General features: G+C 59.6%; 27 protein-coding genes and 1 tRNA gene. 18 read left to right on the top strand and 10 right to left on the bottom strand.

Going from position 1 to position 26,995, the window contains the following annotated elements; translation table 11 throughout:
* Positions 1–88 precede the first annotated feature (88 nt).
* The 4 genes from alaS to VVD49_RS16765 form a co-directional block, all read right to left on the bottom strand.
* Entirely contained in the window at positions 89–2,734 is a 2,646-nt protein-coding gene (alaS, locus tag VVD49_RS16780; protein WP_327600356.1) for an alanine--tRNA ligase, read from the bottom strand.
* A gap of 240 nt (positions 2,735–2,974) precedes the next feature.
* Complete coding sequence (locus VVD49_RS16775; RefSeq protein WP_327600355.1) at positions 2,975–3,475, bottom strand: flagella synthesis protein FlgN; 501 nt, start codon at positions 3,473–3,475, stop codon at positions 2,975–2,977.
* 6 nt (positions 3,476–3,481) lie between these two features.
* Positions 3,482–3,778, bottom strand: a complete 297-nt coding sequence (gene flgM / locus VVD49_RS16770) for a flagellar biosynthesis anti-sigma factor FlgM (RefSeq protein WP_327600354.1) — start codon at positions 3,776–3,778, stop codon at positions 3,482–3,484.
* A 160-nt stretch (positions 3,779–3,938) separates the two neighbouring features.
* Positions 3,939–4,181, bottom strand: coding sequence for a hypothetical protein (locus VVD49_RS16765; protein WP_327600353.1), 243 nt, complete (start codon positions 4,179–4,181; stop codon positions 3,939–3,941).
* Between VVD49_RS16765 and VVD49_RS16760 the strand changes: the two genes are divergently transcribed.
* The gene (locus VVD49_RS16760; RefSeq protein WP_327600352.1) at positions 4,180–5,208 is read left to right on the top strand and encodes an asparaginase; all 1,029 of its coding nucleotides are present in this window, start codon (positions 4,180–4,182) and stop codon (positions 5,206–5,208) included. The two genes, VVD49_RS16765 and VVD49_RS16760, sit on opposite strands and share 2 nt — an antisense overlap.
* Before the next feature lie 4 nt (positions 5,209–5,212).
* On the opposite strand, the gene VVD49_RS16755 is transcribed toward VVD49_RS16760, so the two are convergent.
* Together VVD49_RS16755 and VVD49_RS16750 are read right to left on the bottom strand one after the other, a co-directional pair.
* The gene (locus tag VVD49_RS16755; protein ID WP_327600351.1) at positions 5,213–6,079 is read right to left on the bottom strand and encodes a cupin domain-containing protein; all 867 of its coding nucleotides are present in this window, start codon (positions 6,077–6,079) and stop codon (positions 5,213–5,215) included.
* The gene (locus tag VVD49_RS16750; protein WP_327600350.1) at positions 6,076–6,795 is read right to left on the bottom strand and encodes a sigma-70 family RNA polymerase sigma factor; all 720 of its coding nucleotides are present in this window, start codon (positions 6,793–6,795) and stop codon (positions 6,076–6,078) included. Before VVD49_RS16750 ends, VVD49_RS16755 begins: the two co-directional genes overlap by 4 nt.
* A 505-nt stretch (positions 6,796–7,300) precedes the next feature.
* Between VVD49_RS16750 and VVD49_RS16745 the strand changes: the two genes are divergently transcribed.
* Positions 7,301–8,257 (top strand): hypothetical protein, encoded by a 957-nt coding sequence (locus VVD49_RS16745; protein WP_327600349.1) that lies wholly within the window; start codon positions 7,301–7,303, stop codon positions 8,255–8,257.
* Between the two features lie 87 nt (positions 8,258–8,344).
* Here VVD49_RS16745 and flgA read toward each other — a convergent pair whose 3' ends face one another.
* A complete protein-coding gene (gene flgA, locus VVD49_RS16740) occupies positions 8,345–9,037 on the bottom strand; it encodes a flagellar basal body P-ring formation chaperone FlgA (protein ID WP_327600348.1) in 693 nt (230 codons plus the stop codon).
* 417 nt (positions 9,038–9,454) lie between these two features.
* Here flgA and flgB point away from each other — a divergent pair, with 417 nt between their 5' ends.
* From flgB to flgJ, 9 genes are all read left to right on the top strand, one after another.
* The gene (gene flgB / locus VVD49_RS16735; protein WP_416384910.1) at positions 9,455–9,862 is read left to right on the top strand and encodes a flagellar basal body rod protein FlgB; all 408 of its coding nucleotides are present in this window, start codon (positions 9,455–9,457) and stop codon (positions 9,860–9,862) included.
* 22 nt (positions 9,863–9,884) lie between these two features.
* The gene (flgC, locus tag VVD49_RS16730) at positions 9,885–10,295 is read left to right on the top strand and encodes a flagellar basal body rod protein FlgC (RefSeq protein ID WP_327600347.1); all 411 of its coding nucleotides are present in this window, start codon (positions 9,885–9,887) and stop codon (positions 10,293–10,295) included.
* Positions 10,296–10,328: 33 nt separating this feature from the next.
* On the top strand, positions 10,329–11,030 hold the full coding sequence (locus tag VVD49_RS16725; RefSeq protein ID WP_327600346.1) for a flagellar hook assembly protein FlgD: 702 nt from the start codon (positions 10,329–10,331) through the stop codon (positions 11,028–11,030).
* A 15-nt stretch (positions 11,031–11,045) separates the two neighbouring features.
* Positions 11,046–12,305, top strand: coding sequence for a flagellar hook protein FlgE (gene flgE / locus VVD49_RS16720; RefSeq protein WP_327600345.1), 1,260 nt, complete (start codon positions 11,046–11,048; stop codon positions 12,303–12,305).
* Between the two features lie 58 nt (positions 12,306–12,363).
* Positions 12,364–13,101, top strand: coding sequence for a flagellar basal-body rod protein FlgF (gene flgF, locus VVD49_RS16715; RefSeq protein ID WP_327600344.1), 738 nt, complete (start codon positions 12,364–12,366; stop codon positions 13,099–13,101).
* An 82-nt stretch (positions 13,102–13,183) separates the two neighbouring features.
* Positions 13,184–13,966: a flagellar basal-body rod protein FlgG gene (gene flgG, locus VVD49_RS16710; protein ID WP_327600343.1), complete on the top strand. Its 783-nt coding sequence runs from the start codon at positions 13,184–13,186 to the stop codon at positions 13,964–13,966.
* 36 nt (positions 13,967–14,002) lie between these two features.
* Positions 14,003–14,695 (top strand): flagellar basal body L-ring protein FlgH, encoded by a 693-nt coding sequence (locus VVD49_RS16705; protein WP_327600342.1) that lies wholly within the window; start codon positions 14,003–14,005, stop codon positions 14,693–14,695.
* 41 nt (positions 14,696–14,736) lie between these two features.
* Positions 14,737–15,855 carry a flagellar basal body P-ring protein FlgI gene (locus VVD49_RS16700; protein WP_327600341.1) on the top strand — a complete coding sequence of 373 codons (1,119 nt, stop codon included), beginning with the start codon at positions 14,737–14,739 and terminating at the stop codon, positions 15,853–15,855.
* Positions 15,856–15,857: 2 nt separating this feature from the next.
* Positions 15,858–16,763 carry a flagellar assembly peptidoglycan hydrolase FlgJ gene (gene flgJ, locus VVD49_RS16695; protein WP_327600340.1) on the top strand — a complete coding sequence of 302 codons (906 nt, stop codon included), beginning with the start codon at positions 15,858–15,860 and terminating at the stop codon, positions 16,761–16,763.
* A gap of 97 nt (positions 16,764–16,860) precedes the next feature.
* On the opposite strand, the gene VVD49_RS16690 is transcribed toward flgJ, so the two are convergent.
* Together VVD49_RS16690 and bioA are read right to left on the bottom strand one after the other, a co-directional pair.
* Complete coding sequence (locus tag VVD49_RS16690) at positions 16,861–17,064, bottom strand: hypothetical protein (protein WP_327600339.1); 204 nt, start codon at positions 17,062–17,064, stop codon at positions 16,861–16,863.
* 152 nt (positions 17,065–17,216) lie between these two features.
* The gene (gene bioA, locus VVD49_RS16685) at positions 17,217–18,533 is read right to left on the bottom strand and encodes an adenosylmethionine--8-amino-7-oxononanoate transaminase (RefSeq protein ID WP_327600338.1); all 1,317 of its coding nucleotides are present in this window, start codon (positions 18,531–18,533) and stop codon (positions 17,217–17,219) included.
* Between the two features lie 160 nt (positions 18,534–18,693).
* On the opposite strand from bioA, the gene yaaA reads away from it, so the two are divergent.
* From yaaA to queF, 3 genes are read left to right on the top strand one after another with little or no spacing between them, the layout of a single operon-like run.
* Positions 18,694–19,470 carry a peroxide stress protein YaaA gene (yaaA, locus tag VVD49_RS16680; protein ID WP_327600598.1) on the top strand — a complete coding sequence of 259 codons (777 nt, stop codon included), beginning with the start codon at positions 18,694–18,696 and terminating at the stop codon, positions 19,468–19,470.
* 8 nt (positions 19,471–19,478) lie between these two features.
* The gene (locus VVD49_RS16675; RefSeq protein ID WP_327600337.1) at positions 19,479–20,630 is read left to right on the top strand and encodes a M14 family metallopeptidase; all 1,152 of its coding nucleotides are present in this window, start codon (positions 19,479–19,481) and stop codon (positions 20,628–20,630) included.
* On the top strand, positions 20,627–21,463 hold the full coding sequence (queF, locus tag VVD49_RS16670) for an NADPH-dependent 7-cyano-7-deazaguanine reductase QueF (RefSeq protein WP_327600336.1): 837 nt from the start codon (positions 20,627–20,629) through the stop codon (positions 21,461–21,463). The genes VVD49_RS16675 and queF overlap by 4 nt, the downstream gene beginning before the upstream one ends.
* A 61-nt stretch (positions 21,464–21,524) precedes the next feature.
* On the opposite strand, the gene VVD49_RS16665 is transcribed toward queF, so the two are convergent.
* Positions 21,525–21,600 (bottom strand) — tRNA-Thr (locus VVD49_RS16665).
* Between the two features lie 397 nt (positions 21,601–21,997).
* On the opposite strand from VVD49_RS16665, the gene VVD49_RS16660 reads away from it, so the two are divergent.
* Genes VVD49_RS16660 through VVD49_RS16650 form a run of 4 tightly spaced genes read left to right on the top strand, consistent with a single transcriptional unit; the run spans position 21,998 to position 26,995 of the window.
* Complete coding sequence (locus VVD49_RS16660; RefSeq protein ID WP_327600335.1) at positions 21,998–25,165, top strand: PilC/PilY family type IV pilus protein; 3,168 nt, start codon at positions 21,998–22,000, stop codon at positions 25,163–25,165.
* Positions 25,165–25,710 (top strand): GspH/FimT family pseudopilin, encoded by a 546-nt coding sequence (locus tag VVD49_RS21835; protein WP_416384912.1) that lies wholly within the window; start codon positions 25,165–25,167, stop codon positions 25,708–25,710. Before VVD49_RS16660 ends, VVD49_RS21835 begins: the two co-directional genes overlap by 1 nt.
* Before the next feature lie 20 nt (positions 25,711–25,730).
* The gene (gene pilV / locus VVD49_RS16655; RefSeq protein WP_327600334.1) at positions 25,731–26,240 is read left to right on the top strand and encodes a type IV pilus modification protein PilV; all 510 of its coding nucleotides are present in this window, start codon (positions 25,731–25,733) and stop codon (positions 26,238–26,240) included.
* Positions 26,240–26,995 carry a PilW family protein gene (locus VVD49_RS16650; RefSeq protein WP_327600333.1) on the top strand — a complete coding sequence of 252 codons (756 nt, stop codon included), beginning with the start codon at positions 26,240–26,242 and terminating at the stop codon, positions 26,993–26,995. Before pilV ends, VVD49_RS16650 begins: the two co-directional genes overlap by 1 nt.

Below are 26,995 nucleotides of genomic sequence, written 5' to 3'. Positions count from 1 at the left end.
TGGGCACTTGTGGCGGCGCAGCACCAAGAAAAAGCCCCCGTCAGGAGGCCTGACGGGGGCTTGGTGAGGTTTGCAGTGCGCATGCCGGTCAGAGGCGGGCGGAGACCCATGCACCGACGGATGCCAGCGCTGCTGGCAGCGTGGCGGGGTTGGTGCCGCCTGCCTGTGCCATGTCCGGGCGACCACCGCCTTTGCCGCCGACTTGCTGGGCGACCATGTTGACCAGTTCGCCGGCTTTGACCTTGCCCGTCAGGTTGGCTGTGACGCCCGCGATCAAGGACACCTTGCCATCGGCGACAGCGGCCAGTACCACCGCTGCAGTGCCGAGTTTGTCGCGCAATTTGTCGACGGCTTCGCGCAGAGCGGGTACGTCGGCACCATCCAGCGTCGCGGCCAGTACCTTGATGCCATTGACATCGATGGCCTGCTCTGCCAGTGCGTCGCTCTGGCTGCTGGCGAGCTTGCCCTTGAGCGCGGCCAGTTCCTTCTCCAGCGCCTTGACGTGCTCCTGGGTTTGCGCGAGCTTGGCCGGAACGTCGGCCACCGGGGTCTTGAGCTGCGCCGCCACGCTTTCGAGCAGCGCTTCACGTTCGAGAATCAGGTTCATGGCGTTCTCGCCCGTGACGGCTTCGACGCGGCGCACGCCTGCCGCCACGCCGCCTTCCATGACGATCTTGAAGAAGCCGATGTCGCCCGTGCGGGAGACGTGCGTGCCGCCGCACAGTTCGCGCGAGGAGCCGATGTCCAGCACGCGAACGCTATCACCGTACTTTTCGCCGAACAGCATCATGGCGCCGGTCTGTTGTGCATCCTCGATGCCCATCACACGTGCCTGCGTAGCAGCATTCGTGAGGATTTCGCGGTTTACGATCTGTTCGACCTTGAGGATTTCCTCATCCGTCATCGGCGCGTTGTGGGCGAAGTCGAAGCGCGTCTTGTCGACATCGACCAGCGAGCCTTTCTGCTGCACGTGATTGCCCAGCACTTCGCGCAATGCCTTGTGCATCAGGTGGGTCGCCGAGTGATTGCGTGCCGTGGCAGCGCGCTGCACACCGCGCACGCGTGCGTCGATGGTGTCGCCGATGCGGATCTCGCCTTCGAGTACGCGGCCGAGATGGCCGAACACGTCGGCCTGGATCTTGAAGGTGTCATCTACCGTGAAGCCGGCCTTGCCATTGATCAGCACGCCGCAGTCGCCGCTCTGGCCGCCAGACTCGGCATAGAACGGCGTGTTGTCGAGCACGACCACCGCATCTTCACCGGCGCGGATGACTTCGACCGGGCTGCCATCGACGTAGAGGCCGGTGACCTTGGCGTCTTCCACCATGAGCTTCTCGTAGCCCTGGAAGGTGGTCGCCGTGCCCTTGTAGTCGAGGCCTTGTGCCATCTTGAACTTGCCCGCGGCGCGCGCCTGCTCGCGCTGGCGCGTCATCGCGGCATTGAAGCCGGCTTCGTCGACCGACAGGCCGCGCTCGCGCAACACGTCAGCGGTCAAATCCAGTGGGAAGCCGTAGGTGTCGTGCAGCTTGAAGGCCAGCTCGCCGTCGAGCACCTTGTCGGCGCCAAGGTCAACGAGCGCCGCTTCGAGGATTTCCATGCCGTTGGCAATGGTCTGGAAGAAGCGTTCTTCTTCCTGCTTGAGTACCTCGGTGATGCGACGTTGCTTGGCTTCCAGCTCGGGATAGGCCTTGCCCATCTCACGGGTCAGCGCGTCGACCAGCTTGTAGAAGAAGGGGGTGCGCGCACCCAGCTTGTAGCCATGGCGGATGGCGCGACGCGCGATACGGCGCAACACATAGCCGCGACCTTCGTTGGAAGGCACTACGCCATCGGCGACGGTGAAGGAGCAGGCACGGATGTGGTCGGCGATGGCCTTCAACGAAGGCGAATCCTTGTCCACATTGTCGCCACCTGCGGCTTCGACTTCGCGTCTTGCAGCCGCCATCAGGTTTACGAACAGATCGATGTCGTAGTTCGTCGGGACGTTCTGCAGCACGCGCGTCAGACGCTCAAGACCCATGCCGGTATCGACACTGGGCTTGGGCAGCAGGTCCATGACGTAGTTGCCGTTCTCGTCGACGCGACGATTGAACTGCATGAACACGTTGTTCCACACCTCGGTGTAGCGATCGCCATCTTCGTCGGGGCTGCCGGGTGGGCCACCGGCGACGTCCGGGCCGAAGTCGTAGAAGATTTCGGAGCAAGGGCCGCAAGGGCCCGTATCGCCCATCATCCAGAAATTGTCCGAGGCGTAGCGTGAGCCCTTGTTGTCGCCGATGCGGATCACGCGTTCTGCCGGCAGGCCGATCTGGTTCGTCCAGATGTCATAGGCCTCGTCGTCTTCCGCGTAAACGGTGGCCCACAGCTTGTCCTTGGGCAGCTTGAAGACTTCGGTGAGCAGCTCCCAGGCGTACTTGATCGCGTCCTGCTTGAAGTAGTCGCCGAAGCTGAAGTTGCCCAGCATCTCGAAGAAGGTGTGGTGGCGCGCCGTGTAGCCGACGTTTTCCAGATCGTTGTGCTTGCCGCCAGCGCGGATGCACTTCTGCGCCGTCGCAGCGCGCGTGTAGGGGCGCTTGTCGAAGCCGAGGAAGACGTCCTTGAACTGGTTCATCCCCGCGTTGGTAAACAGCAGGGTGGGATCGTCGCCGGGGACTACCGGACTGGATGCAACGATTTGGTGACCCTTGGACTCAAAGAAATTGAGGAAGGTCGAGCGGATTTCTGCGGCTTTCATGGGCAAATGCGGAACTGGCCGGATTTTTGGGAAGCCGCGATTTTAACCTGCCTGCGTCACCGGGCGCACGGTAAAGCGTTGATGGCGCTGTGGGTATGAGCGCCAGAGCGTGAGGAAAAGCAACAGACCGGAAATAAACCGATGCGTAACGCCGGGCGCAGAAATGCAAAAAGCAGAAGCGGGTCTGCTTCTGCTCTTGTCTGTAGCTTGCTCGTGCCGGCGGCGTACCGCGCGCGTTCGCTAAACGCTGCCGAGGATGCGCGAGCCCGGGCGGGTGCGTGATACACCATCCGGTCCATAGGTAGTGGGCTGGTCGGCATGTGCCATCAATACCGCGAGCGCCTGATGATTGTTCTTCAAGCGCTCGGTGATGATGCGGCCATTTTCCAGATTGATGTTGCGGGCCTGTTCGGCCACGGCGAGGTATTCGCCCCATGCGGGCGCGCCGACGTCGCCCAGCAGCTTCTGGATGCCTTCACGGTTGTGCTGCAGGCCGACCTGCGCGAACAGCGCCGTGCGTGCTGCGGACAACTGATCAAGCTGGCGGACGAGCTGGCCCTTGCGTTCGGAAAGTGCGAACAAGGGTTCCATATCGGTTTGTGTCAGTGTTTCGCGCTCCTGACCCAACACGGCGATGAAGTCGCGCATGAGGTCACGCTCAGCACCGAGCAGGGAGATCAGTCGCTGACGCGATGCCCCCTGGTCAATGCCACTCTGGGCACTGTTAACGCTGATTGCCACGCTTGCTTAGGCGGATTGCGGTTGAGCCGACAGCATCTGGCGGACGCTCTCGATCAGGCCGTCAGCGACCTTCTCGGGATTGACCTGGAAGCGGCCGTTGGAAATGGCCTGCTTGATTTCGTCGACCTTGGCGCCGTCCACGACAGGAGCTTGCGCGACCAACTGGTCCAGCTTGCCGGACAGCGCTACTTGCGTGCCGCCACCACTGGTCTGGACCGGGCTGGACGAGGGCTCTCGTGCTGCGCGGGTCTTGTTGTCGCCGGCAACCTGACCGGACGACTTGACTGAATTATCGATTTTCATTGCGTTTCCCTTTTACTCAAGGTGTTTGGCGGATCGGCTTTGTTACTCCGGAAGCCTTTGCCACATCGTAAAACATGGCAAATTTTTCCTGATGGTAAACCCGAGTCCAGCCGTCTCACCGGGTGTAACGGTCGAATTGAAGCAAACTTTAGCCCTTTTTTTAGAGCTTGGGCTGGCTTCCTGAGCGCGGCAGATTCTGTCTGTCGTACTGATCGTTTCTTCCCGGTTTGATTCCTACAACACAATCAGCGGCTATTCCCCTTGTATTCTTTAGGCCAATAGCGCTCTTGCGACCTTTTGCGGTGCCGTGACGCGACAAAGAGCGCTGTGAATACGGCAGGAAGTGCCGGGTTCTGTGGGTGGCGGCAAGGCCTGCCATGCCGGGATTGAACAGGGAAGTCATGAAACGAATTCTGTTGCTCTATACGGGTGGAACCATCGGTTGCGAAGGCCAGCCGCTGGCGCCGATGACGGCCGAGCGTTTTTCCTCGACGCTGGCCGGGCAGGGTCTGTTGCCTGGCGGCTGTGAGCTACGCGCCTTGCCGCAGCCGCTCGACAGCGCCGACATGCAGCCGACGGACTGGCTGGATATTGCGTCTGCCTTGCTTGCCGCCTGGTCGGATTTCGACGGGTTTGTCGTGCTGCACGGTACGGACACGCTGGCTTTCAGCGCCGCAGCCCTTTCATATTTGTTGCCTGGCCTCGACAAGCCGGTGGTGCTTACCGGTTCGCAGCACCCCTTACTTGCTGCGATGTCGGACGCGCCGCGCAACCTGGCCGACGCTATCGCCGTTGCCAGCACGCCGGGGTTGTACGAAGTCTGCGTGTGTTTCGCAGGGCAGATCTTGCGCGGCAATCGTTGTGTCAAACGCAGCGCCGCTGAGCTGGACGCATTTGCGTCGCCGAACTGGCCGTTGCTGGGTGCGGTGTCTGAAGGCGGCGTAGTGTTGAATGCCCAAGCCCTGCTGGCAGCTCATTCAGCGCCTTTCGATGCGGAAGATGCGGGCGCTGGTTTTGTCGCCATGCGAGAGGCCATGGCGCCGGTGTGGGGCGTGCATCTGCACCCGGGCTTTCCGAGCGGCCTGATGAACGCAGCGCTGGCGCTCCCCGACGCTCCGAGCGGCTGGGTGTTGGCCTGCTACGGCAGTGGCAATGCGCCACAACAGCCGGATTTCCTTGCCGCGCTGCAGGCGGCCCACGCACAAGGCGTAGTGCTGGTGGCCGTGACGCAGACCGGGCATGGCAGCGTCAGTCTCTCGTCTTATGTGACTGGCGCCGGGCTGAGCGCAGCAGGAGTGGTCGCCGGCCGGGACATGACCCTGCCGGCCGCGCTGGTGAAATTGCAGCTGTTGCTGGCACGTGGTTTCTCGCCCGCAGAAACTGCGGCGCGCATGCTGGAGCCGGTAGCGGGCGAGCTGAGCCCTGTCTAGCGATTCAAGAGCTTAACCGCGCGTCCTGGCGCGCGAAGCCGGCCGAGGTGTGCAGGAACAGCAGGCTGCCCACGTCGGAGGTCAGCTCGCCTTGTTGCGAACCGCGTGGAGCCATCTGGTATTCGCCGCTTCGCAGCAGGATGTCGCCAAGAAAGGCTTCGCCCTCCAGCGCAAAACACTCTTCATCCTGCACATGGGCCTCACGTGGCAAACGTGCACCCGGCTCGAGTCGCAACAGCAGTGAAGCGCTTTCGCCGTTGATCCAGAGCGGCTTGATGTGTGCGCCGTCGGCGATCGTCCGCCAGTCACCTTCGCTGCTGCGTACCGTGATCGGGCTGGCGCCACGGCCTGGCAGCCAGGCCGATACCAGCTCGCGCAGCATACGTGTGCCGTGGCCGATCGAAGTGCCGCGCAGAAAGATCAACGCGCCTTCTGCCGAACCAATGCTGGGGTGTTTGCTGCCGCTGGGGGCGAGGTGGTAGTCCTGCGGGCCGACTACCAGGTCGCCCGTCGACAGGCTGCCGCGCAGCACCACGCATTCTTCGTCGGCGAAGTGGCGGTGGCTTGGCAGGCTGGTGCCGGGAGCGAACTCGACGAGTGCCGTGCGCAAGAGACCGTCGTCGTGCAGAACACAGGCACGCGCGCCCTTGCCGAGACTTTGCCAGACCTGATCGCCTTGCCGCACCGTGTGACTGCCACGCTGGTTGGCTGCGCTGGCCGCAATGCGGCGTTGCAGGCGTGCGTGCAAATCCTGCTCGCGCCGTGCTGCAGGCAATGCAGGGCGCAGGCCATCGGCCAGCAGGCTTACGGCCAGTGCTGTGTCATCCATGGTGTCGTTATCCGGGCTGAGCGCCGTGTTGTGTGGATTCATGATGCCTCCGCTTCCGCGCCCAGCAGGGTGCGCAAGGTATTCAAGCCGCGCCGGATATGTGATTTCACCGTGCCCAAGGGCACGCCGGTGTGCGTCGCGATTTCGTCGTGCGTCAAGCCGCGGAAAAAGGCCAGTGCAATCAGCTGGCGTGGTTGTACTTCCAGTTGTTGCAAGGCCTGATGCAAGCGGTGGCCGCTTTGCACGGCATCCAGCAGATCTTCCGGGCCGATGGCCTGTTCGCTCCTGGCGTCGAGCAGGGCCGTTACGTCCTCGGTCGCCATCGCCGGGTCGCGTGCGCGCAAGGCATCGAGTGCCCGACTGCGTGCCATGGTGAGGATCCATGCAAGGGCAGTGCCGCGCGCCGGATCGAAGCGTGGCGCCTGCCGCCAGACTTGCCAGAACGTGTCTTCGACGACTTCTTCAGCAAGCTCTGCATTGCGTGTGATGCGTAGAACGAGGCCGTAAACGCGGCTCGTACAGGCTTGGTACAAGGCATTCAAAGCGGCTTGGTCCTGACGCGTGACGCCGGCAATCCATGCTTGTAACTGACTCTCCTGCACGGGCTGAGCCGCCAGCGGGGCGCGTACGAAGCCCGTTTCGGCTGGCGCGTCATGCGTGGTGTCGTGCAATTCATCGGCGGGTGTGTCGCAATAAAAGCCCGGCGACCTGTCTGGCGGCGCCGGGACATCTTCCTGCGAAGTGAAGCTGCGGCTCATGAATGCATCAGGCGGCACGCCTTTGTCTATGAAAGGGTTTGAATGCTCGGAGTATGAATACATTGTGTTTGTGTGCAGCGCCTCACGCAATCGCGGTTTGGCCGAGGCCGGCGTGCAGGCCCTCCCTCTCCAAGGTGCGATACATCTTCCCTACGTGATTTGTGCGCGCCCGGATGCAGCGCAATGCTGGCGTTTCGGCCCACAAGCTGCCGGCTGGCGGATGCGTCGAAAATTTCGGCGGCCAACTGTGTATTTTTTCCACAGCGTGCCGTGAGTTATCTCGTTACATGTAGATACTCGTGCAGTGAAGACTGACGTTGCCCTCTGGTAGTCTTCGCCCCCTCGCGATATTTGTGTGACAAAAAAGTATTGCCGGACCTGAAGGAAAGCTATTGCCGTGCATATTTCAGCTATTGCCATCGAGGCTTTTTCGCGGAATGCTACGCAGCAGCATTTCTACAAAGCAGCATTCAATTCATAAAATCAGATAGCAGGGGACAATTCAATGATGAGTATTCGGAGTGTGGGCCTGAATGTATGTGTCGCGGTCGGCTTGAGCATGTCGCTGGCCGCAACAAACCTGGCGGCAGCCGCCACAGCTGCAACGCCGGCAAAGAAGACAGCGGATAACGCGCTGCAACGCCTGAATGTGGCTGAACAACAGGAAATGCTGGCCGAGCGCCTGTCGCGCACCTGGGCGATGAAAGGCATTGCGTCGCTGCGTTCGCGCAGCAGCAGTCAGTTCGACGAAGATTCACGTCGTTACGTGAAGCAGCTGAAGTCGCTGCAGGCCGACGCCGATACGCCGCAGTTGAAGGAAAACTATGCCCAACTCGAACAGTTGTGGAGCAAGTACCTCGAGGCGGCCGAAGCCAGCGCGGTGCAGTTGCAGGTGCGCAGTGGTGATTCGCGCGGCGAGCTGGGGTCTGAATTGCCGCCGACTGCATTCGTAGGCAGCACTCAGGGTAACGCCCCCCGTCAGCCTGAAAAGCTCAACATGCCCGATACGGTGAAGGCTATCGCCGATCAGAGCGACAAGTTGGTAGCCACTGCAGCCAAGGGCTCGGACCTGTTGCGTCAGCGCATTGGCGCCGAGCCTTCGGAAGGGCTGCGCCTGGCTGGTCAGGCCCGTACGCTGTCGCAGCGCATGGCCAAGCTGTATTTCTTCAAGGCGCTTGGCGTGTCGGCACCTTCGCTGACGGCGGACATGAAGAAGACGCAGGAAGCCTATCTCGCCAGCATCAAGCGCGTACGCGAACTCAGTGAAGATCGGCCGAAGTCGTCCAGCGCGCTGTTCCTCGTCGACCAGCAATGGGTTTTCTTCAACGAAATCCTGCAGCGCAACGTCGAGCGTGAAGAGCGCGATCAGGTCTATCAGACCTTCGCCCGTACCAGCGACAGTCTGCTGAGCGGCCTGGACGATCTGTGCAAGACCTTCGAGCAGCCAGCGCCTGCGCCATAACGAGATCCGTTGTCCTGGCCCGGCTTGCGTGTGTCGCGCAAGACGGGCCGGCGACTGCATGACTTCCTGATCTGTTCTCTTCCCGACTCAGCGTTCCGTGCTGACGTCCACAATATCGCCCGTTCCGGCGATGCCGCTGATGATCTTGCCGTTGTCGAGTTTGACGCGGATCAGCGTTCCGCGCGCAGCACTGTTGAGTGCGCGACCACTATTGACGACCGAAAAGCCGCCTCCGCTGGCGACCACCTTGACGGTCTGCCCGGCCTGGATGCCGGCTTCGCCTTTCAGATAAGCGCCGCGCAACGGCTGCCCGGCTGATAGCGCCTGCTTCGTCATCTGGCCCAGTGCGTCACCAACCGCCACGACAATGTCGTCAGGGTAGGCAGTCAGCTCGCCCTGTTCAATCTGCATATCACTTGCAGACAGCTGCTGGCCGCTGGAGATCGGGCGCGCCATCTTCACGTAACTGCCTTCCACCTTCACGCGCGCGCTGACGTACAGCGAAGCGTTGCTGCCGCTCACGCAGCGCAGCCCCACCGTGACACGCCCCCAGGTTTTCTGCCCCTGCGGCAGGAAGGCTTGTGCCTGTATGCAGGGTTGCAGGATCTGTTGATGCTCGCCCGGAGGGGTAACGCTCAGGCTGACGGTGCCCGGTAGCTCCAGCGTGCGTTCCTGCAAGAACGCCGTGACTGTGTTGACGACGTCCTGCGAACTCATCGCGAGTGTGGGGAGGGGCGCGAACAGCGCACAGGAGAGCAGGGTGGCAAGAGACTTCTGCATGAGGGGTTTCGCAATTCGGCAAGGCGGGCTCCCGCGATTTCATCATGCCTGTCGACGATTCAGCGAAGGGAACAAAGCCATGAATGCGGGTCACTTCGCGGGCCCGCCTGCCCGTGCGCAAAACGCTGCCGGCAAGTGCATTCCGGCGCCGTTTCCGCGCAGCGGCAATGTTTGCCGGTGGGCTTGCGGCGACTGCCGGATAGGTAGCCGTTTTGCCGCTTTTTCGGCGCGACGATCAACAAAACAGGCCGTTACGATGCTGGCACGAAAGCTGCAAAGTGTCCGTCGGATACCAGGCGAGTTGCCGGGGTGAGGGAGGCGGAGATGAGCAAGAAGCAGAAACAGAGTCGGCAGCAACTGTCTTCCTCTGCAGCAGTCGCCAAATCACAAGCCGGCAAGAATGATGGAGAAGAGATCATGAGCAGACTCGATGACCTGATGGGCTTTCACAAGACAGCGATCGACCTGCGTTCGCAACGTCAGTCCGTGCTCGCATCCAATATCGCCAACGCCGATACGCCTAACTACAAGGCACGTGACATGAATTTCGGTGAGGCATTGCGCGGTGCCGTGCAAGGTCGTGCTGGTCAGCCTCTGGCGCTGGCAACGAGCGCCCCGCGTCATATCGCGATGAGCGGCATGGTCACCTCGGCGAATCTGCAATACCGCCCCGAGATGCAATCCAGCGTCGATGGCAATACGGTGGATATGGATACGGAGCGTGCGGCGATGGCCGAGAACTCCTTGCAGTATGAAGCCAGCCTGAGCTTCATCAACGGTCTGCTGAAGAGCATGCAGACCGCCGTCTCCGGTCAGAACGGCTGAGCGTAAGGGCTGGAGAGCGATCATGAGCATGTTTGACGTCTTCGGGATTGCAAGCTCTGCGATGCACGCGCAGTCCAAGCGCCTCAATACGACGGCCAGCAATCTCGCCAATGCCGAGAGCGTTGCCGGGCCGGACGGCAAGCCGTATCACGCCAAACAAGTGGTGTTCCAGGCTCAGCAGGTTGGCAGCAGCCCGTATGCAACCGGCGTACAGGTCACACAAGTAGTCGAGAGCGCTGCGCCGATGCGCATCGTGTATGACCCGAAGAACCCAGCCGCCGATGAAAAGGGCTACGTGACGATGCCCAACGTCGATGTGGTGGAAGAGATGACGAACATGATTTCGGCGTCACGTGCCTACCAGACCAATGTCGAGATGATGAACACCGCCAAAGCGCTTTTGCAGAAAACCCTGACGATAGGTCAGGGCTGATGATCCGCAAGGATCAGGGAAGAGGATGAACTCATGACAGTCAGCTCCACCACAGATACTTCGAAATCCACGTACCAGTCGTTGATCGCCAACACGGATACGTCGAAGACGAGTACGACCACGACCAGCAAGACCGAAGAGGCGCAAACGCGTTTTCTCAAGCTGCTGACGACGCAGTTGAAAAACCAGGATCCGATGAATCCGGTCGACAACGCGCAAACCACGTCGCAGCTTGCACAGATCAGTACGGTCGACGGGATCGAGCGCCTCAACTCCACGCTGCAAGGCCTGGTGGGCAGTCAGCGCAGCAGCGAAACGCTGCAGGCGGCTGCTTTGGTCGGGCGCGGCGTGCTGGTGGATGGCAACCAGCTGCAACTGGCCAGCAATAGCGAAGGTAGCTACGCCATCGGCGGCTTCACCCTCGGGGCTGACGCGGATACGGTGAAAATTTCCATCATGGATGCCAGTGGCGTCGAGGTGGCAAGCGAATCGCTGACCGATCAGGAAGCGGGTTCGCATGAGTTCGTCTGGGACGGCTCCACCACCAACGGCGCAGTTGCTGCGGACGGCAAGTACACGATCAAGATCACCGCAAGCAAGGGCAAGACGGCGGTCGATTCGTCGTCTCTCGAAATGGCCACGGTCGTCAGCGTTTCCAATGGTGACAACGGCGTCTCGCTCAATGCTGGCCGCTTCAGCAAGCTTTCTCTGTCCGATATCCGCCGCATCATCTAAGTCGGGAGCAACAACATGGCATTTCAACAAGGTCTTTCGGGTCTCAATGCTGCCGCCAAGGCGCTGGACGTCATCAGCAACAACGTCGCCAACGGCAGCACGGTGGGTTACAAACTCGCCGGCGCGCAATTCGGCGACGTCTTCGCTGCCGCGCTGAACGGTGCTGCTGCAGGTGTGCAGATCGGTATCGGTACCTCGATGAGCCAGGTCTCGCAGCAATTCACCCAGGGCAATATCACCCCGACCAACAACCCGCTCGACGTGGCAATCAATGGCGATGGTTTCTTCATCGTGCAGTCGCCCGACGCGACGGTGACCAACTACAGCCGCAATGGTCAGTTCGACATCGATGCCAATGGCTTCATCGTCAACGCATCGGGCTACAAGCTGATGGGCTTCCTGCCCGGTGGTGGTTCTACGACGGCCTCTGCGATTCAGCTCTCCGCCAGCAACAGCTCCCTGACCGGCGCGCCGGCGGCAACGACGGCAATGAACATCGGTATCAATCTGGATTCCCGCAATACGACGCCGACCCTCACGCCGTTTGATTACACCAACACCTCGACCTACAACTCCTCGACGGCATCGACTGCCTACGACAGCCTGGGCAATCCGCACGCTGTGACCATGTACTTCGTGCGCAGTGCCTCGGCACCCTCGCTGGCAGGCGCAAGCTCGCGCTGGGATGTGTATACCTCCATCGATAACGGCGCGCCGAGCGCGACTCCGGGCAACATGGAGTTCAGCAGCGCCGGCTCCTTGATCGGTACCTCTGCCGTCGGCACCTACACGTTCAACTCCAGCTTCCCGGTGACGACCGGCGCCACCACGCCCCTGGCCTTCACCTTGAACATGGCGGGCAGCACACAGTACGGCAGCACTTTCAACGTGACCTCGCAGACGCAGGATGGCTATGCACCGGGCACGCTGTCGGGCATCACCATCAGCAAGGACGGCATCGTCCAGGGGCGTTACTCCAACGGCCAGACCACCGACATTGCCACCATCGCATTGGCGACCTTTGCCAGCCCGAACGGCTTGCTGTCGGTGGGTAGCAACTTCTGGGCGGAGTCCGCCGAATCGGGCGCCGCGCAACTGGGCGCACCGGGCATCGGCAAGCGTGGTTTGCTGCAGGCGGGCGCGGTCGAAGAGTCCAATGTGGATCTGACGGCCGAGCTGGTGAACATGATCACCCAGCAGCGTAACTACCAGGCCAATGCGCAGTCCATCAAGACGCAGGATCAGGTCATGCAGACCCTGGTGAACCTGCGTTAATTCCCGCATCTAGATAGATCTCCAGATAACCCCATAGCGCTGATCGGTCACGAGAACCATGGACAAGCTGATCTACACGGCAATGAGCGGGGCAAAGGCGACGATGGCCCAACAGGCCGCCGTGGCGAACAACCTGGCCAACACCTCGACGACGGGCTTCCGCTCCGAGTTGCATCGCTTCCGTGCTGTGGAGGTGCAGTCGCCCGCCGCTCATACGCGGGCGTTCGTGGTGGACGCCAATATGGCAACCGACTATCGCACGGGGCCACTACAGCGCACCGGCGGCGCCTATGACGTCGCGGTGGTTGGTTCTGGCATGTTCGCCGTGCAGGCAGCGAATGGTTCCGAGGCCTATACGCGCAACGGTAATTTCACGGTGGATTCAGAAGGCGTCATGCGTACGCAGAGCGGTCTGACAGTGGTGGGCGATTCCGGTCCGATCGCCATCCCGCCAGACAACGATGTCGAGATCGCGTACGACGGCACCATCACCGCAGTTCCAAGAACGGGGGCGAGAAACGCAGCCACCACGGCGGGCCGCCTCAAACTGGTCAATCCGGCGGAAGCCGACTTGCGCCGGGGCGAGGACGGCCTGTTCCGTACAGCTAACGGCGCACCCGCACAGCAAGACGAGGCCGTGAAGATCGCCAGCGGCTACGTCGAAGGCAGCAACGTGAATATCGTCGAGCAGATGGTCAACATGATCTCGTTGGGGCGCCATTTCGAAATGCAGACAAAGCTGCTGTCGACCGCGCAGGAAGACGACAAGGTCGCGACCCAGATCATCGCGCGTTGATTCGCAGGGTTGAGAGTCGGTCCGCGGCGTAAGCGGATCGAAAGACGCAGAACACACGAGACGTACAGGAAGGACCGAGAACATGATTGGCGCACTTTGGGTTGCCCGTACCGGCCTCGACGCTCAGCAGACTTCGCTGGACGTCATTGCCAATAATCTCGCCAACACGGCGACAAATGGCTACAAGAGCTCGCGTGCCGTATTCGAGGACCTGCTGTACCAGAATATCCGCCAGCCTGGCGCGCAGAGCTCGCAGACCACCACGCTGCCCTCTGGCATGCAGCTCGGTACCGGTGTGCGGCCGGTCGCCACGGTGCGTACGCAAACTCAGGGCAACCTGCAGCAGACCGATGGCGTGTTCGACATGGCCGTGCAGGGGCGAGGTTTCTTCCAGGTCTTGCTGCCAGACGGCACGACGGCCTACACCCGCGACGGCTCTTTCCAGACCGATTCGCAAGGTCAGCTGGTCACCGCCGCAGGCTACCCGGTGCAACCGGCCATTACGATTCCGGCCGATGCCCTGAGCGTCACCATCGCCAAGGACGGCACGGTCAGCGTGACCCAGCCCGGCTCGACGGCGACCACGCAAGTCGGCTCGATCCAGCTGGCGACCTTCATCAATCCAGGTGGCTTGCAGGCAACGGGTGAAAACCTGTTCCTCGAAACGACGGCCAGCGGTACGGCGACGCCCACGACGCCAGGCACCAACGGCGCCGGTACGGTCAACCAGCGCTATGTCGAGGCCTCCAACGTGAATGTCGCCGAAGAGTTGGTGAACATGATCCAGACCCAGCGCGCTTACGAATTCAACTCACGTGTCGTGAGCACGGCCGACCAGATGCTCGCGCGTCTCGGCCAGTTGTAAGCCTCGTCTGAACCGGTGACAAAAGGTAACTGAGCCATGAACGCCCGCATCCAGTCCGCTCTGCGCCCCGTGTCGTACTCCCTTGGTACGGCTTCGCTGGCCATGCTTTCGGCATGCAGCCTGATCACGCCGGCTACCAGCGTGCATCAACCCATGTCGGTTCGGCCGGAGCCCGCGCCCGTCGTGCAGGCCTACAACGGTTCGATCTACGGCGCCGCCACGCGACCCATCTTCGAAGACCGCCGCGCGCGCCTGGTGGGTGACACACTGACGGTGAACATCGTCGAAAAAACCCAAGCCAGCAAGAACGCCAATACCAACACGACGCGCGCCGCGAATTCATCGGTGGGCATTTCCTCGCTGGTCGGTGTGCCCGGCAAGTTCCTCGCGCCGCTATCGGTAGGCGCCAGCGATGACACGACCTTCTCCGGCAAGGGCGCCTCGGCTGCCAACAATGCATTCACCGGCACCATGACCGTGACGGTGATCGAGGTCTATCCCAACGGCAATCTGCTGGTATCTGGTGAAAAGCAGGTAGCGATCAATCAGGGGCAGGAATTCATCCGTTTTTCGGGCGTCGTGAATCCCAACAACGTGACAAGCTCCAATACCGTTCAATCCGTGCAGGTTGCGGATGCACGCGTCGAGTACCGCGGTAGCGGTTACGTCGAAGAGGCGCAGAGAATGGGTTGGTTGCAACGCATATTCATGAACGTCTTGCCATTCTGAACGGCCGTTCGGAGCAAGATCAAACGCAGGCAGGTTGAAACATGAGACAAGCGATCCGGGCATGTGCAGGTCTTCTTACCGCGTTGTCGCTGGCCCTGCTGGCGACACCAGCGGCGCAGGCGGAGCGCATCAAGGATCTGGCTTCCGTTGCCGGTGTGCGCAGCAATCAGCTGGTGGGCTATGGTCTCGTGGTGGGGCTCGATGGCACGGGTGACCAGACGACGCAAGCGCCGTTCACCACGCAGAGCATCGTCAACATGCTGGGCAATATGGGCATCACCGTGCCGCCCGGACAGACCCTGCAGCTCAAGAATGTGGCAGCCGTCATGGTCACCATGCAGTTGCCGCCCTTCGCCCAGCCCGGTCAGCAGTTCGACATCAATGTGTCTTCGCTGGCCAATGCCAAGAGTCTCAAGGGCGGCACCTTGCTGATGACGCCGCTGAAAGGCGCTGACGGCCAGGTCTATGCCGTTGCCCAGGGCAACATGGTGGTGGGCGGTGCAGGCGGGTCGGGTGGAGGCACGTCGGTGACCATCAATCACCTCTCCGCTGGCCGCATACCGGCCGGTGCCATTGTCGAGCGTGCCGTGCCGATGCAGGTCGGGCAGGGCGACACCATTACCTATGAACTTTCCACCGCAGACTTCGGGACGGCGCAACGCGTTGTAGACGCCATCAACCAGAACAATGTGTCGGGTACCGCGTGGGCGCTGGATGGCCGCCGTATCCAGGTGCGCGCCCCTGAGGCCGCTTATGAACGCGTGGCATTTCTGGGGCGTATCGAAAATCTTGAAGTGACCCCGCTTGCTGGCGCTGCGCGCGTCATCATCAATTCACGCACGGGCTCGGTGGTGATGAACCAGACCGTGACCTTGCAGGAGTGCGCAGTTGCACACGGCAATCTTGCCGTGGCGGTGAGCGAGAACACACAAGTCAGTCAGCCCAATGCCCTGGCGGGCGGGCAGACAGCGGTGACGCAGAACGGCACTGTCGATATCAAGCAGGGCGGCAATGGCATGATCCGCGTGCGCCCCGGGGCGAACCTGGCTGACGTGGTGAAGGCGCTCAATGCTGTCGGTGCAAACCCGCTGGATCTGATCAGCATCCTGCAGGCGATGAAGTCCGCCGGTGCCTTGCGCGCCGATCTCGAGGTGATCTGATCATGATGGACCAGATCAATACACTCGACGTCAATGCATTGATCGCGCTCAAGCGCGCGGCGCATGAGAACACGCCCGAGAGCATCAAGGCGACGGCCAAGCAGTTCGAGGCGCTGTTTCTGCAGATGGTGCTCAAGTCGATGCGCGAGACGGTGCCCAAGGACGGCATGCTCGACAGCGAGTCCACCAAGTTTTACGAAGGTCTCGGCGACCAGCAGCTGGCTGCGGTACTGGCACAGCGTGGCGGCGTCGGCCTGGCGGCTTCCATCGAACGTCAGCTCTTGCAACAGGCTGGTCTGCCGCCGGCTGATGCCAAGCCCGTTACCGGTTCGTCCCTGAAGTCCCTGCTGCCGAGCGGTGTCATGCCTGCCGCGCCGGCGACGCCGCAGGTCTCGCCGAAAGTTTCTGCGGCCATCAACGCACCTGCGAGCGATGCGCAACGCTTCGTGGAAAATCTGTGGCCGCAAGCGACGGAAGCTGCGCGCACGCTCAATGTGCCGGCGCATTTCCTGGTCGGACAAGCCGCGCTGGAAACCGGCTGGGGCAAATCGGAATTGCGCACGGCTGATGGTCGACCGACCTACAACCTGTTCAACATCAAGGCGGGCAAGGGCTGGACCGGGGCAACCGTGGATTCGGCGACGACCGAATATGAGAATGGCGTGGCGCAGACCCGCGTTGAACGCTTCCGTGCGTACGGCTCGTATGCAGAAGCTTTTCAGGACTATGCCAGGCTGGTCCAGCAATCACCACGCTACGCCGCAGCGCAAGGGCAGGGCGACGCCGCTGCTTTTGCCAAGGCTCTGCAAGCAGGCGGCTATGCTACCGATCCGGCATATGCCGACAAGCTGACCAAGGTGATCAACGGGAATACTTTGAGGCAAGGGCTCGTCGCCAGCGCACGTTGAAGCTGCGCAGTCGGGCTACCAGCCTTTCCCGTGACAGAAAAATAAAACGGCGCATCGCTTCAAGCGGTGCGCCGTTTTTCTTGTACAGCGGAAGCGCTTACTTTGCAGCAGGTGCAGCGGCTGCAGGAGCGGCCTTGTGCGAGGACTTCTTCGAAGACTTCTTGTGGGCCGAAGTCTTCTTGGCTGTCGGAGCAGGTGCCGAGGTCGCAGCAGCGGCAGGTGCAGCAGCTGGCACGTCGGCAGCAAACGCAGCGGAAGAAATGAAAGCACCAGCGATCAGGGCGGTCAGCAACTTGCTCATGGTTCGTATCCTTTAAGGTGGGTTGTGATGGCCGGGGTTCGATTGAAGCGAATCAAATCGCCCGGACAAGCTCAATAACGCCGTGCCGGATTGCGTGATGACATGTCGGGGCTGCGGAATGACGTGCAAATTGTTGCGAGATATTTTCGCTCTTAACAGAACTTTTCAAGTGCTGTATCCAGCGCGACGAGCGTGTTCGTGCTCAGCAATTGCGTGGTGGCGTGATCGAGGATGTAAGGCGGCATCCAGTAGATCGTCGAGCCGATGGGGCGCAGCAGCAGCCCCTCGTCCAGTGCAGCTTGCGCAAAGCATCGACTGAAGCCGGCAGGGGCGTCGACATCGAAGGCGAGGATCATTCCTGTCTGACGCACATTGCGTACTTTGCGGTGCGTGGTCATGGGCAGCGCAGCTTCGGTCAGCCAACCCGCGCGCTCGCGGTTGCGGGCGAGCACCTGTTCCTGATCGAACAGTTCCAGCGTGGCCAGCGCTGCCGTGCACGCCAGCGGGTTGCCCGTGTAGGAGTGCGAATGCAGGAAGCCGCGACTGACTTCATCGGCGTAGAACGCCTGATAGATCGCATCCCGGCTCAGCACCAGTGACAGCGGCAGATAGCCGCCGGAAATGCCTTTCGACAGGCACAGGAAGTCGGGCCAGATGCCGGCTTGTTCGCAAGCGAAGAAACTGCCCGTGCGACCACAGCCAACTGCGATCTCGTCGGCGATCAGATGTACCTCGTAACGATCGCACAGGGCGCGTGCCAGGCGCAGGTACTCGGCGTCATACATGGCCATGCCGGTCGCGCATTGCACGAGGGGCTCGACGATGAACGCGGCGGTTTGCGTGTGGTTAGCCTGCAGCCAGGCTTCGAGCGCGGCGGCGGCGTTGCGGGCTACATCGGCTGCTGTTTCTCCATCCTGCGCGCGGCGCCAGTCCGGCGACGGTACGGTGTCCGCCGCGCGCACGAGCGGGGCGTAGGCGTCGCGGAAGAGCGCGATGTCAGTGACTGCCAGCGCGCCGACCGTTTCGCCGTGGTAGCTCCCTTCGAGGCAGACGAAGCGGTTCTTCTCGCTGCGCCCCTGGTTGCGCCAATAGTGCAGGCTCATTTTCAAAGCGATTTCGGTGGCAGAGGCACCATCCGATGCGTAGAAGGCATGCCCGAGCGCGCCGCTGGTCAGCGCTGACAGTTTTTCGGACAGGGCAACAACAGGCTCGTGGGTGAAGCCCGCCAGCATCACGTGCTCGAGCTTTTCAAGCTGCTCGCGCAAGCGCAGGTTGATATAGGTATTGCAGTGGCCGAACAGATTGACCCACCATGAGCTGACTGCATCCAGATAGCGCTTGCCGTCAGCGTCGTACAGCCAGGGACCTTCGCCGCGCGCGATGGGAATGAGCGGCGTGGCTTCGTGCTGTTTCATCTGGGTGCACGGATGCCAGACGGCGGCGAGCGAGCGGGAGAGCAGGTCGGTCATGATGGGGGAGGGCGCAAAACAGGTGCGGCATTTTGCTTCGTATCTGCGCTGTCGGGCGAAAAACAGCGAGGAGCGTGTGCGACGTCTCCCGGTTCAGGCGGGGCGAGGGGGGATGCCGGTATACTCTTCGTTCATCAATTGTTGTTGCTTACCTCCCTGCATGCTCCAGATCGTCATTTCCCCTGCCAAGTCGCTCGATTTCGAATCGCCCACGCTTTCCGTTCCACACACCCAGCCCGATTTTCTCGATCAGTCACAGGCACTTATCAAGATCCTGCGCAAACTCGCACCGAAAACGGTTGGAAAACTCATGAGCATTTCCGATCAGCTTGCTGTGCTGAATGTGACGCGCTTTGCTGAATGGGCTCCGCCTTTTACTGAAAGCAATGCCCGCCAGGCCGTTTTCGCTTTCAATGGTGACGTCTATGGAGGGCTCGACGCGTATAGCCTTTCGGCAGATGATCTGGAGTGGGCGCAGCGGCATCTGCGGATCCTGTCGGGTCTTTATGGGCTGTTGAGGCCGCTTGATCTCATGCAGGCCTACCGTCTCGAGATGGGGACGCGCCTGGTCAATCCGGCTGGCCGGGACCTGTACAGCTTCTGGGGCGAGACAATTACGCAGCGACTCAACAAGGACTTCGGTGGGGCGGAGGGGGCCATCCTGGTCAATCTCGCGTCGGAGGAGTATTTCAGGTCTGTGCGCCCGCGCAAATTGAACGCCCGCGTCGTAACGCCCGTCTTCCAGGAGTTGAAGAGCGATGGTTACAAGGTCGTCAGTTTTTACGCCAAGCGCGCGCGTGGCTTGATGAGTCGCTATGCGATAGTGAATCGCATGACTGACGTCGAAGACCTGAAGCGCTTCGATGTCGAGGGCTACGAATTTGCCCCGCAGGTGTCGACTGAAGACACTTGGGTTTTCCGTCGTCAGGCGGCTTGAGGAACGTGATGAGCATCTACATCAACAGCAAGTTCGATAGCGGCAATATTGAAGTCGTCAATGCCGACAAGGCTGACGATATTCGTCTGCGCATTCGCAACGACAGTAACGCCGAGTTTCTGCAGTGGTTCCACTTCCGCCTGACTGCGCCCAAGGGCGAGGCTGTTCGGATCATCATCGAGAACGCCGGCGAATGCAGCTACGCCGAGGGTTGGCATGGCTACCAGTGCGCGGCCAGCCATGACCGGCAGGACTGGTTCCGCATCGCGACGACGTACTACGACGGCAAGCAACTGCGTATCGAGTTCGTGATGCAGCAAGACAGTCTCTGGCTGGCGTACTTTCAGCCCTATTCGCTGGAAAGACATTTCGATTTGCTGAATCGTTGTGCGCAGGATGCTGGCGTGCAATTGTTGCAGCTTGGCAATTCCGTCGAGCAGCGCAGCGTCGATGCGCTGCGCACCGGCCAGCCTGGTAACGCGCGCAAAAACGTCTGGATAATCGCGCGCCAGCATCCTGGTGAGGCCATGGCGGAATGGTGCGCCGAAGGCCTGCTCGAAGCCTTGCTGAACGAGGCCGATCCGGAGTTTGGTGCGGTGGCGCGCGAAATCCGCGAACGTGCGTGTCTGTATATCGTGCCCAACGTCAATCCTGACGGCAGTACGCTGGGCAACCTGCGTAGCAACGCGGCTGGCGCGAACCTGAATCGCGAATGGCGCACGCCGACCCTTGAGCGCAGCCCTGAAATCCTCTGCGTACGCCAAGGCATGCTCGATAGCGGCGTGGACTTCTTCCTTGATCTGCATGGCGATGAAACGCTGCCGTATGTGTTCATCGACGGCAGTCACATGGTGCCTGGCTACGGCGAGCGTAATCTCGCACTGCAGAAGGCATTCCTCGATGATCTGCTCGAGGCAAGTCCGGACTTCCAGACCGCGCAGGGCTACGCCGACAACCGCTTCGACGACGAGCTGCTGACGCTGGCATCCAAGTGGGTCGCCAATCAGTTCAACTGCGTGGCATTGACGCTCGAGATGCCCTTCAAGGACAACGCCAATGCGCCGGACGCGCGCGCCGGCTGGAGCGCCGCCCGCAGCAAGCGTCTCGGCGCTTTACTGCTGCATCCCCTCCTGGCCCATCTGCGTAGACTGGACTCATGAGCACACAAGATTCCAGCATCGGTTCGCCGCTCGGCAAGAAGGTCGTCTACGAAACCGAGTACAACCCCGCGCTGCTCTATCCCATCCCGCGCGCTGAAAAGCGGGCAGAGCTTGGCATTGCAGGGGCGCTGCCGTTCGTGGGCGCCGATATCTGGAATGCGTATGAAATCTCATGGCTCAATCTGCGCGGCAAACCCGTCGTGGCGCTGGGCGTCTTTACGGTGCCGGCCGATTCGCCAAACATTGTCGAATCCAAGTCGCTCAAGCTTTACCTGAACTCCTTCAACCAGTCCCGATTGGCGGATATCGCGGAGGTCGAAGCACGTATCGCCGGAGACCTCGGCCGGGCCGTCGGGGCCGCCGTAGATGTGCGTCTGGAAGACGTGGCAACTGCCACGCGTCTATCCGGCGTACCCGCCGGAGTCTGCATTGATGATCTCGATATCGAGATCGACCAATACGAGCCTGTGCCGGGCTTGCTGAGCACCCGGCCGGATTCAGTGGTCGCCAATGAGACGCTCTATTCCCATTTGCTCAAATCCAACTGCCTCGTCACGGGGCAGCCAGACTGGGGAATGCTCGCCGTCCGCTACAGTGGCCCGGCCATCGATCGCGAAGCCTTGCTGCGCTACATCGTGTCGTTCCGTGAGCACAACGAGTTCCATGAACAGTGCGTCGAACGGATCTTCATGGGCATCCAGGAGCAATGCCGCCCGGAGCAACTTGCAGTCTGGGCGAGATACACGCGGAGGGGCGGGCTGGATATCAATCCGGTGCGAGCAAGCTCACAGGAGTGGGCCGACATCGGCAATCCGTTCGAGGCTCGCCAGTGACGGACGGTCGACCCGCCGTGCGGAAAGGACAAAGGGCCGGCAAATGCCGACCCTTTGATTTTGGTGCTGCTGACCGGAATCGAACTGGTGACCTACTGATTACGAATCAGTTGCTCTACCAACTGAGCTACAGCAGCGAAGAGGCGCGATCATACCTGCAACTGCGGGGCGCATCAATCCCGTTCACGGGTTGATCGGTCAAGAAGTGCTGATAATTTGCCGTAAATGGTATTCCGGTACGCCAAACGGCGATGTCGTGACAGATTTCACGCTTGTTCAAAGTGTCTCCCCGCCTATCAACAAAGCTCTCCCATTGATCGTACCTTTGTTGAAAACGGTGTCTGCGTATTCGACACTCGCAATGTGAGGAAAGTGGCGGTAAGAAGAGTGAGTGCGCTTCAGAGGTGCTGGCGTGCAACGGACAGTCGTTGAACGCAGCCGGCATGCCAGCCGCAGTTGTTGTCAATATATTGATTAACCCGAGCCTTGCGCGTTGGTGTCTCTAACGCGAGTGGTCAAGTCCTAGAGGTCATCATGAACGGATGCTTCAAAATCAAATCGCTTGAGATCGCTATCTTGCTGGCCTTTCCAGCGACGGCGTTTCCGCTATTGGCAACAGCTGCAGAGCCCTACCCATATCTGCCACCGACTGTCACGTCCAGCGTGGCGCCAAACGTCATGCTGCAGTTTGATAACTCCGGCAGCATGAAGGATCTTCCGGTTGGTAAAACCTCGGGCGATTCGAAAATGACGATAGCGAAGAAGGCCGCTGACAAATTGCTGACTTCGTACCCCGGATTTCGATGGGGCTTGTTCTCATTTGATCCCAAAAAGGGTCAGACGCAAAATGCGGGCGTGCTGGTAGTTCCGATGAGTGACAACAATAGTGGCTCGGTTAATACCGCAGTTCAAAACCTGTCTCCAGATACCAATACTCCACTAGGCGAGACCTATTTCGAGGTCACCAATTATTTCGCCGGCGAGGCTTCCTATGCCGGCAAGAGTGCGGGTATTTCCAACGGTGTATATACCAGTCCGATTCAGTATCGTTGCCAGAAGAATTTCGCGATTGTTTTTACTGATGGGTTGTCAAACGGTGACGGGGTCTTGCCGGGCCTGCCAGTAGATGACATCGCATATAACGACAACAAGCCATCTTCCCCCTATCGCTCCGCGAAGAGCTATGTCTCGTACGACGCCTCTGGCACAGCCGTGACAAAGTCGTTCAAGGCATGCGTCGACAAAGATACAAAATCCGACATTACGTGCCCGGTGATTCTGGATGGTCAGACTGCAAGCGTGGCGGATGCTTTCATCGGGACAGATGACAGTGATTCGACGTTTGGCCGCTCCCTGCGTGACGTGGCGATGTACGCCTATGACCGGGATTTCAAGGTCTCAGGGCTTGATAACTCGAACAAGAGCTGGGACGACCCCAAGTTCCAGAAGCAGAATTTGACGACCTATACCGTAGGGTTTCAACTGAAAGACAAGGACGGCAAAGCATTGCCGGGCAACCCCATGTTGAGCGCAGCGGCAAAAGTGGGGGGCGGGAAATTTTTCCTGGCAAACGATCAGGCATCTCTGGACGATGCATTCAGTACCATTGCGAGCGAGATTCAGGCGAACACCTCAAACGCTGGCGGGGTTGCGGTCAAGAGTGAAACGACTCCTGCTGGAGACGTTGTACTGCAGCCGCTGTTCAACCCCAGGGGCTGGTACGGTGATCTGATGTGCTGGGTCCTTGGAGCTGACGGCGTCACGACGACGGCTTGCGCCAATCCCAAGGCGATCATTCCGTCATCCCGGACGATTTTTACAGCCAAAGTTGTGGGTACAACGACTACACCGTTTGATTTCGACAAGAGTACGGTTGATACCAACGCGACTTCTGCGCAAAAGCTGGCTTTGGGAGCAGATTCCGCAGCGCAAGGGAAGGTTGTTGATTTCATCCGCGGTGTTGAAGGGTTATCCGGGTTTCGTACGCGCCCAAATGGATTGCTTGGTGACATCATTGACGGTCAGCCTACCTTTGTAGGCAAACCATCGGGCAAAACAGTAGAAAAAACATACGCTCAATTCCAGGCGGATAACGCCGCCCGCAGTATCGCTTTTATCGGAGCGAATGACGGGATGTTGCACGCCTTTGACGTATCGTCCATGACTGAAATCATGGGCTTTGTTCCCTCCTCGGTTTATCGAAACCTCAAGTATCTAACAGCCTCCGACTACGGAGTGACAGCGGGTACGACGCCGCACCGGTACTTTGTGAATGGCAGCTCGCGCAAAGCCGACGTCAAGTTGGGTGTGAGCACTACTGATACTGATGTTTCGAAAAGTGGCACCTGGAAAACTGTCGTAGTGGGGGCGCTTGGGCAAGGAGGGCGTGGATACCACGCTATTGACGCCACAACCGCCGCTAGCCTTAAAACGGCCAAGACGGCGATCAAATGGGAGTGGACCAGTGTCAGTGATTCCGATTTGGGATACACACTGGGCCAACCTGTCATCTACAACGTCCGTCAGAAGAATTCCACCCTGGTTTTGCCCGCCGTAGTGCTCTCTAACGGCTACGAAAATGATTTCGTCGACGGCACGACTGCAGTGCCGACCACGTTGCGAACGACAACTGCCTCCGCTCTATTCATTTTGAATGTGGATACCGGAGCGCTCATCAAGAAAATTTCGTTGCCCGCAGGCTCATACGGATTGTCGGCTCCTGCTGGTGTGGACACTGACGGAGATGGGAAGCTGGACTATGTGTATGCCGGGGATCTAAGCGGTCGCATGTGGCGTTTCGATTTGACTAGCAATGATCCCGCAAATTGGTCGGTCAATACCAATCCGATATTCAATGCAGGCTCCACGCACCCGATCGTGATGCGGCCCGGAATCAAAGTGACTAAAGTTGGTAACGATCTCGCGAATATGGTTGTTTTCGGGACAGGCAAGCTACTGGTCGATTCCGATCGAAAGGATACGACCACCCAGTCCTTATATGGTGTGGTTGACATTGTTACCACTGCTGCAGTGACTGCATCTACCAGTAGCCTGCAAAAGCAGAGCGTACTCGACACCCAGGAGAAGGATGGCGTCAGCTTTCGCAAGGTTTCAAATATTGGAGTGACCTTGTCTGCTTCGGCACGAGGCTGGTACATGGAATTGCCGGAGAGCTCCGAAAGAATCGTCGCTTCGCCAATGATGTACGCCGACAAGTTCTTGGTAGGGACCGGGATCCCTTTGGCGGAGGCATGTCTCCAGGGGGGGAAGGGCTGGGTCATGGGGCTTAATCCATTGACGGGAGGTATTGCTACGACGCGCTCTGGTGCTACATATAGCATTTATGATCTCGACGGCTCGAACTCCTCGTCAGCGGGTGACAAAGTCGACTTCTCGACGGGCTCTCAGTATGTCAGCGGCGTGGCTCTGGATGCGATTCCAACAGAACTCTCCTTTATCAGCGGGGGCTCTGAAACCGGGGCCGTGGCGGCAATGCCTGTGCTCACTTCCGATGCAAACACAGGCAGTGTCATGGCGCTCACAGGGGCAAACGACATGGCTGTGTATAGCCCCGCTGAGCCAAAAGGCGGCGGGGTGCTCTTGGTACCAGAAATTGGAACAGATCAATTCAAGCGCAAGAAAGTTAACGCCGCACCGTCGGGCGTGAAGGTTGAGACCGGAATCTGGAGAGAGATCAAGTGATGGGGCCCTTTCGGCGCGCAGCGCAGCGCAAGCTGCAGCATGGCGTGACTCTTATAGAGTTGCTTGTAACAGCCGCAATTCTGGCCGTCCTTATCGCTGTTGTTGCGCCGGGTTTGTCTGGACTGATCAAGGATGCCAGGCTTTCATCCCAGACGGATGCACTTGTTGCTGCACTGAATCTGGCGCGACTTGAGGCGATCAGTAGGCGCGCTGATGTGACGTTATGTGCTACCGACAACCCGGACGCTACCTCTCCTGTTTGCTCCTCCGCAACGACTGCTACGGCGGTGGCAGCTGCCTGGGGAAATGGCTGGCTTGTAATGATGGGTACCACCGTGTTGCAGCGCTTCCCTCCCAAGAACGGTGTGACCTATACGCCGGCTAGCACTACGGCAAAGGATGCAACGTTCAGTGGCACCCTTGGCAGTGCTTCGGGTGCAACGCAAGTTACGCTTTGTTTGTCCGGGAGGAAGCAGCAAGCAGTAACGATTGCTGCTTCTGGCCACGTGAGTAAAAGCGTTAGCTCCTCGACGACTTGTGTATGACAAACTCCAGAGAAACTGTCATGCGAAAAACACGCGTTCAGCAGGTAGGCGTCGCTTTGATCGAAGTCATGGTGTCAGTGGCGATCTTGGCTCTCGGGCTTCTAGGCATGGCTGGAATGCAAGCACGCTCACTGATGATGAATCAAAGCTCGCATTACCGCAGCATCGCAGCAGATCTGGCGGGAGATCTGGCTGATCGCATTCATGCAAATCGTTCTCCGTATCTTTCTGGTTCTGGCTCTGCGACAAGCGCTCCATTGCCCCCCGACTTTTCGAAGTGCACCCAAGGAAGTACTGACAAAAGCACTACAAGCTGCTTGGCGCAAGGCTCGGGCGTTCAAAGTTATCGTGCCTCCACCGAGATATCCGAATGGAATACGACCGTTCGTGCTCAATTGCCTAGCGCAACCTGGAGTTTGACGAAGGAGAGTGGGGCAATCTCTGGTTATTATCGTTACACCCTGTCCATTACTTGGCTTGATGACCGCACTACGGCGGGCAACGCTACTTATTCCGTGGTGATTGAATAATGAAAACGCTCGTTCAAGGATTTTCGTTAATTGAATTGATGATTGCTTTGACAATAGGTTCATTCATCACGGTGGGTGCGGTGTCCGTTTATTCGACAACTCGTCAGGCAAACCGGATTCAAGGGATGCAGTCCCGGTTATCGGAGGATGGGCGATTTGCATTGTCGATGCTGCGGCGAGTCGTTTCGCAGGCGGGTTTTCGTCCAACATCTTCAACTGATCTCGATACAACACGTCTTTCATCGTTGTCTGCTACCAGTTTGACGATGAAGTTCATTCCTGACGGCGCGAATATGATCGCCTGTGATGGCTCCGTCGCCACCGGAGTTGTCGCGGTGGTACCGACCATTTCATTCGATACCGGCGCGAAGAAGTTGTCGTGCAGTACAACGGTTGGCACCGTAACAACTACTACTGACTGGATCGCCCCGGTGACCGGTGGAAACGGTACGGAGCTTATTTCCGGCGTATTTGAGTACGGCTCTGACACCAGCTCCGTGACGACCGATAGTGAGTTCCAATGCGGAAGCACAACTCGGGATTGCGTGGCCGATAGTTATTCAACGACGCCGACAACTCCTGAATTGGTCGTTGCTGTGAGAGTGTGTTTCGTATTGCGCTCTGAAGCCGTAGACGCGGGAGTTGTCCAGTCTGCTGCAACGAAGGATTGCGCAGGTAGCAACATTTCCGGCTCGGACACTGACCACAAGCTTTACCGTACTTTCCGCTCAACCATTCTGGTTCGGAATCGCTAG

Origin of the sequence: Uliginosibacterium silvisoli (genome assembly GCF_036017035.1) — a bacterium.
Lineage (GTDB): Bacteria > Pseudomonadota > Gammaproteobacteria > Burkholderiales > Rhodocyclaceae > Viridibacterium > Viridibacterium silvisoli.
The sequence above is the reverse complement of the archived record's forward strand: the minus strand, read 5'-3'. Positions and strand labels throughout refer to the sequence as shown.

Bases quoted from the DNA above. Each gene is read 5' to 3' on its own strand.
- flgB (WP_416384910.1), top strand. From the start codon at position 9,455: ATGAGCAGACTCGATGACCTGATGGGCTTTCACAAGACAGCGATCGAC.
- VVD49_RS16725 (WP_327600346.1), top strand. From the start codon at position 10,329: ATGACAGTCAGCTCCACCACAGATACTTCGAAATCCACGTACCAGTCG.
- VVD49_RS16700 (WP_327600341.1), top strand. From the start codon at position 14,737: ATGAGACAAGCGATCCGGGCATGTGCAGGTCTTCTTACCGCGTTGTCG.
- VVD49_RS16660 (WP_327600335.1), top strand. From the start codon at position 21,998: ATGAACGGATGCTTCAAAATCAAATCGCTTGAGATCGCTATCTTGCTG.
- yaaA (WP_327600598.1), top strand. From the start codon at position 18,694: ATGCTCCAGATCGTCATTTCCCCTGCCAAGTCGCTCGATTTCGAATCG.
- flgA (WP_327600348.1), bottom strand. From the start codon at position 9,037: ATGCAGAAGTCTCTTGCCACCCTGCTCTCCTGTGCGCTGTTCGCGCCC.
- VVD49_RS16765 (WP_327600353.1), bottom strand. From the start codon at position 4,181: ATGACTTCCCTGTTCAATCCCGGCATGGCAGGCCTTGCCGCCACCCAC.
- VVD49_RS16675 (WP_327600337.1), top strand. From the start codon at position 19,479: ATGAGCATCTACATCAACAGCAAGTTCGATAGCGGCAATATTGAAGTC.
- VVD49_RS16750 (WP_327600350.1), bottom strand. From the start codon at position 6,795: ATGAGCCGCAGCTTCACTTCGCAGGAAGATGTCCCGGCGCCGCCAGAC.
- VVD49_RS16705 (WP_327600342.1), top strand. From the start codon at position 14,003: ATGAACGCCCGCATCCAGTCCGCTCTGCGCCCCGTGTCGTACTCCCTT.
- VVD49_RS16690 (WP_327600339.1), bottom strand. From the start codon at position 17,064: ATGAGCAAGTTGCTGACCGCCCTGATCGCTGGTGCTTTCATTTCTTCC.
- pilV (WP_327600334.1), top strand. From the start codon at position 25,731: ATGCGAAAAACACGCGTTCAGCAGGTAGGCGTCGCTTTGATCGAAGTC.
- VVD49_RS16650 (WP_327600333.1), top strand. From the start codon at position 26,240: ATGAAAACGCTCGTTCAAGGATTTTCGTTAATTGAATTGATGATTGCT.
- flgJ (WP_327600340.1), top strand. From the start codon at position 15,858: ATGATGGACCAGATCAATACACTCGACGTCAATGCATTGATCGCGCTC.
- alaS (WP_327600356.1), bottom strand. From the start codon at position 2,734: ATGAAAGCCGCAGAAATCCGCTCGACCTTCCTCAATTTCTTTGAGTCC.
- flgF (WP_327600344.1), top strand. From the start codon at position 12,364: ATGGACAAGCTGATCTACACGGCAATGAGCGGGGCAAAGGCGACGATG.
- VVD49_RS16755 (WP_327600351.1), bottom strand. From the start codon at position 6,079: ATGAATCCACACAACACGGCGCTCAGCCCGGATAACGACACCATGGAT.
- bioA (WP_327600338.1), bottom strand. From the start codon at position 18,533: ATGACCGACCTGCTCTCCCGCTCGCTCGCCGCCGTCTGGCATCCGTGC.
- flgG (WP_327600343.1), top strand. From the start codon at position 13,184: ATGATTGGCGCACTTTGGGTTGCCCGTACCGGCCTCGACGCTCAGCAG.
- queF (WP_327600336.1), top strand. From the start codon at position 20,627: ATGAGCACACAAGATTCCAGCATCGGTTCGCCGCTCGGCAAGAAGGTC.
- VVD49_RS21835 (WP_416384912.1), top strand. From the start codon at position 25,165: ATGGGGCCCTTTCGGCGCGCAGCGCAGCGCAAGCTGCAGCATGGCGTG.
- VVD49_RS16760 (WP_327600352.1), top strand. From the start codon at position 4,180: ATGAAACGAATTCTGTTGCTCTATACGGGTGGAACCATCGGTTGCGAA.
- flgC (WP_327600347.1), top strand. From the start codon at position 9,885: ATGAGCATGTTTGACGTCTTCGGGATTGCAAGCTCTGCGATGCACGCG.
- VVD49_RS16745 (WP_327600349.1), top strand. From the start codon at position 7,301: ATGATGAGTATTCGGAGTGTGGGCCTGAATGTATGTGTCGCGGTCGGC.
- flgM (WP_327600354.1), bottom strand. From the start codon at position 3,778: ATGAAAATCGATAATTCAGTCAAGTCGTCCGGTCAGGTTGCCGGCGAC.
- flgE (WP_327600345.1), top strand. From the start codon at position 11,046: ATGGCATTTCAACAAGGTCTTTCGGGTCTCAATGCTGCCGCCAAGGCG.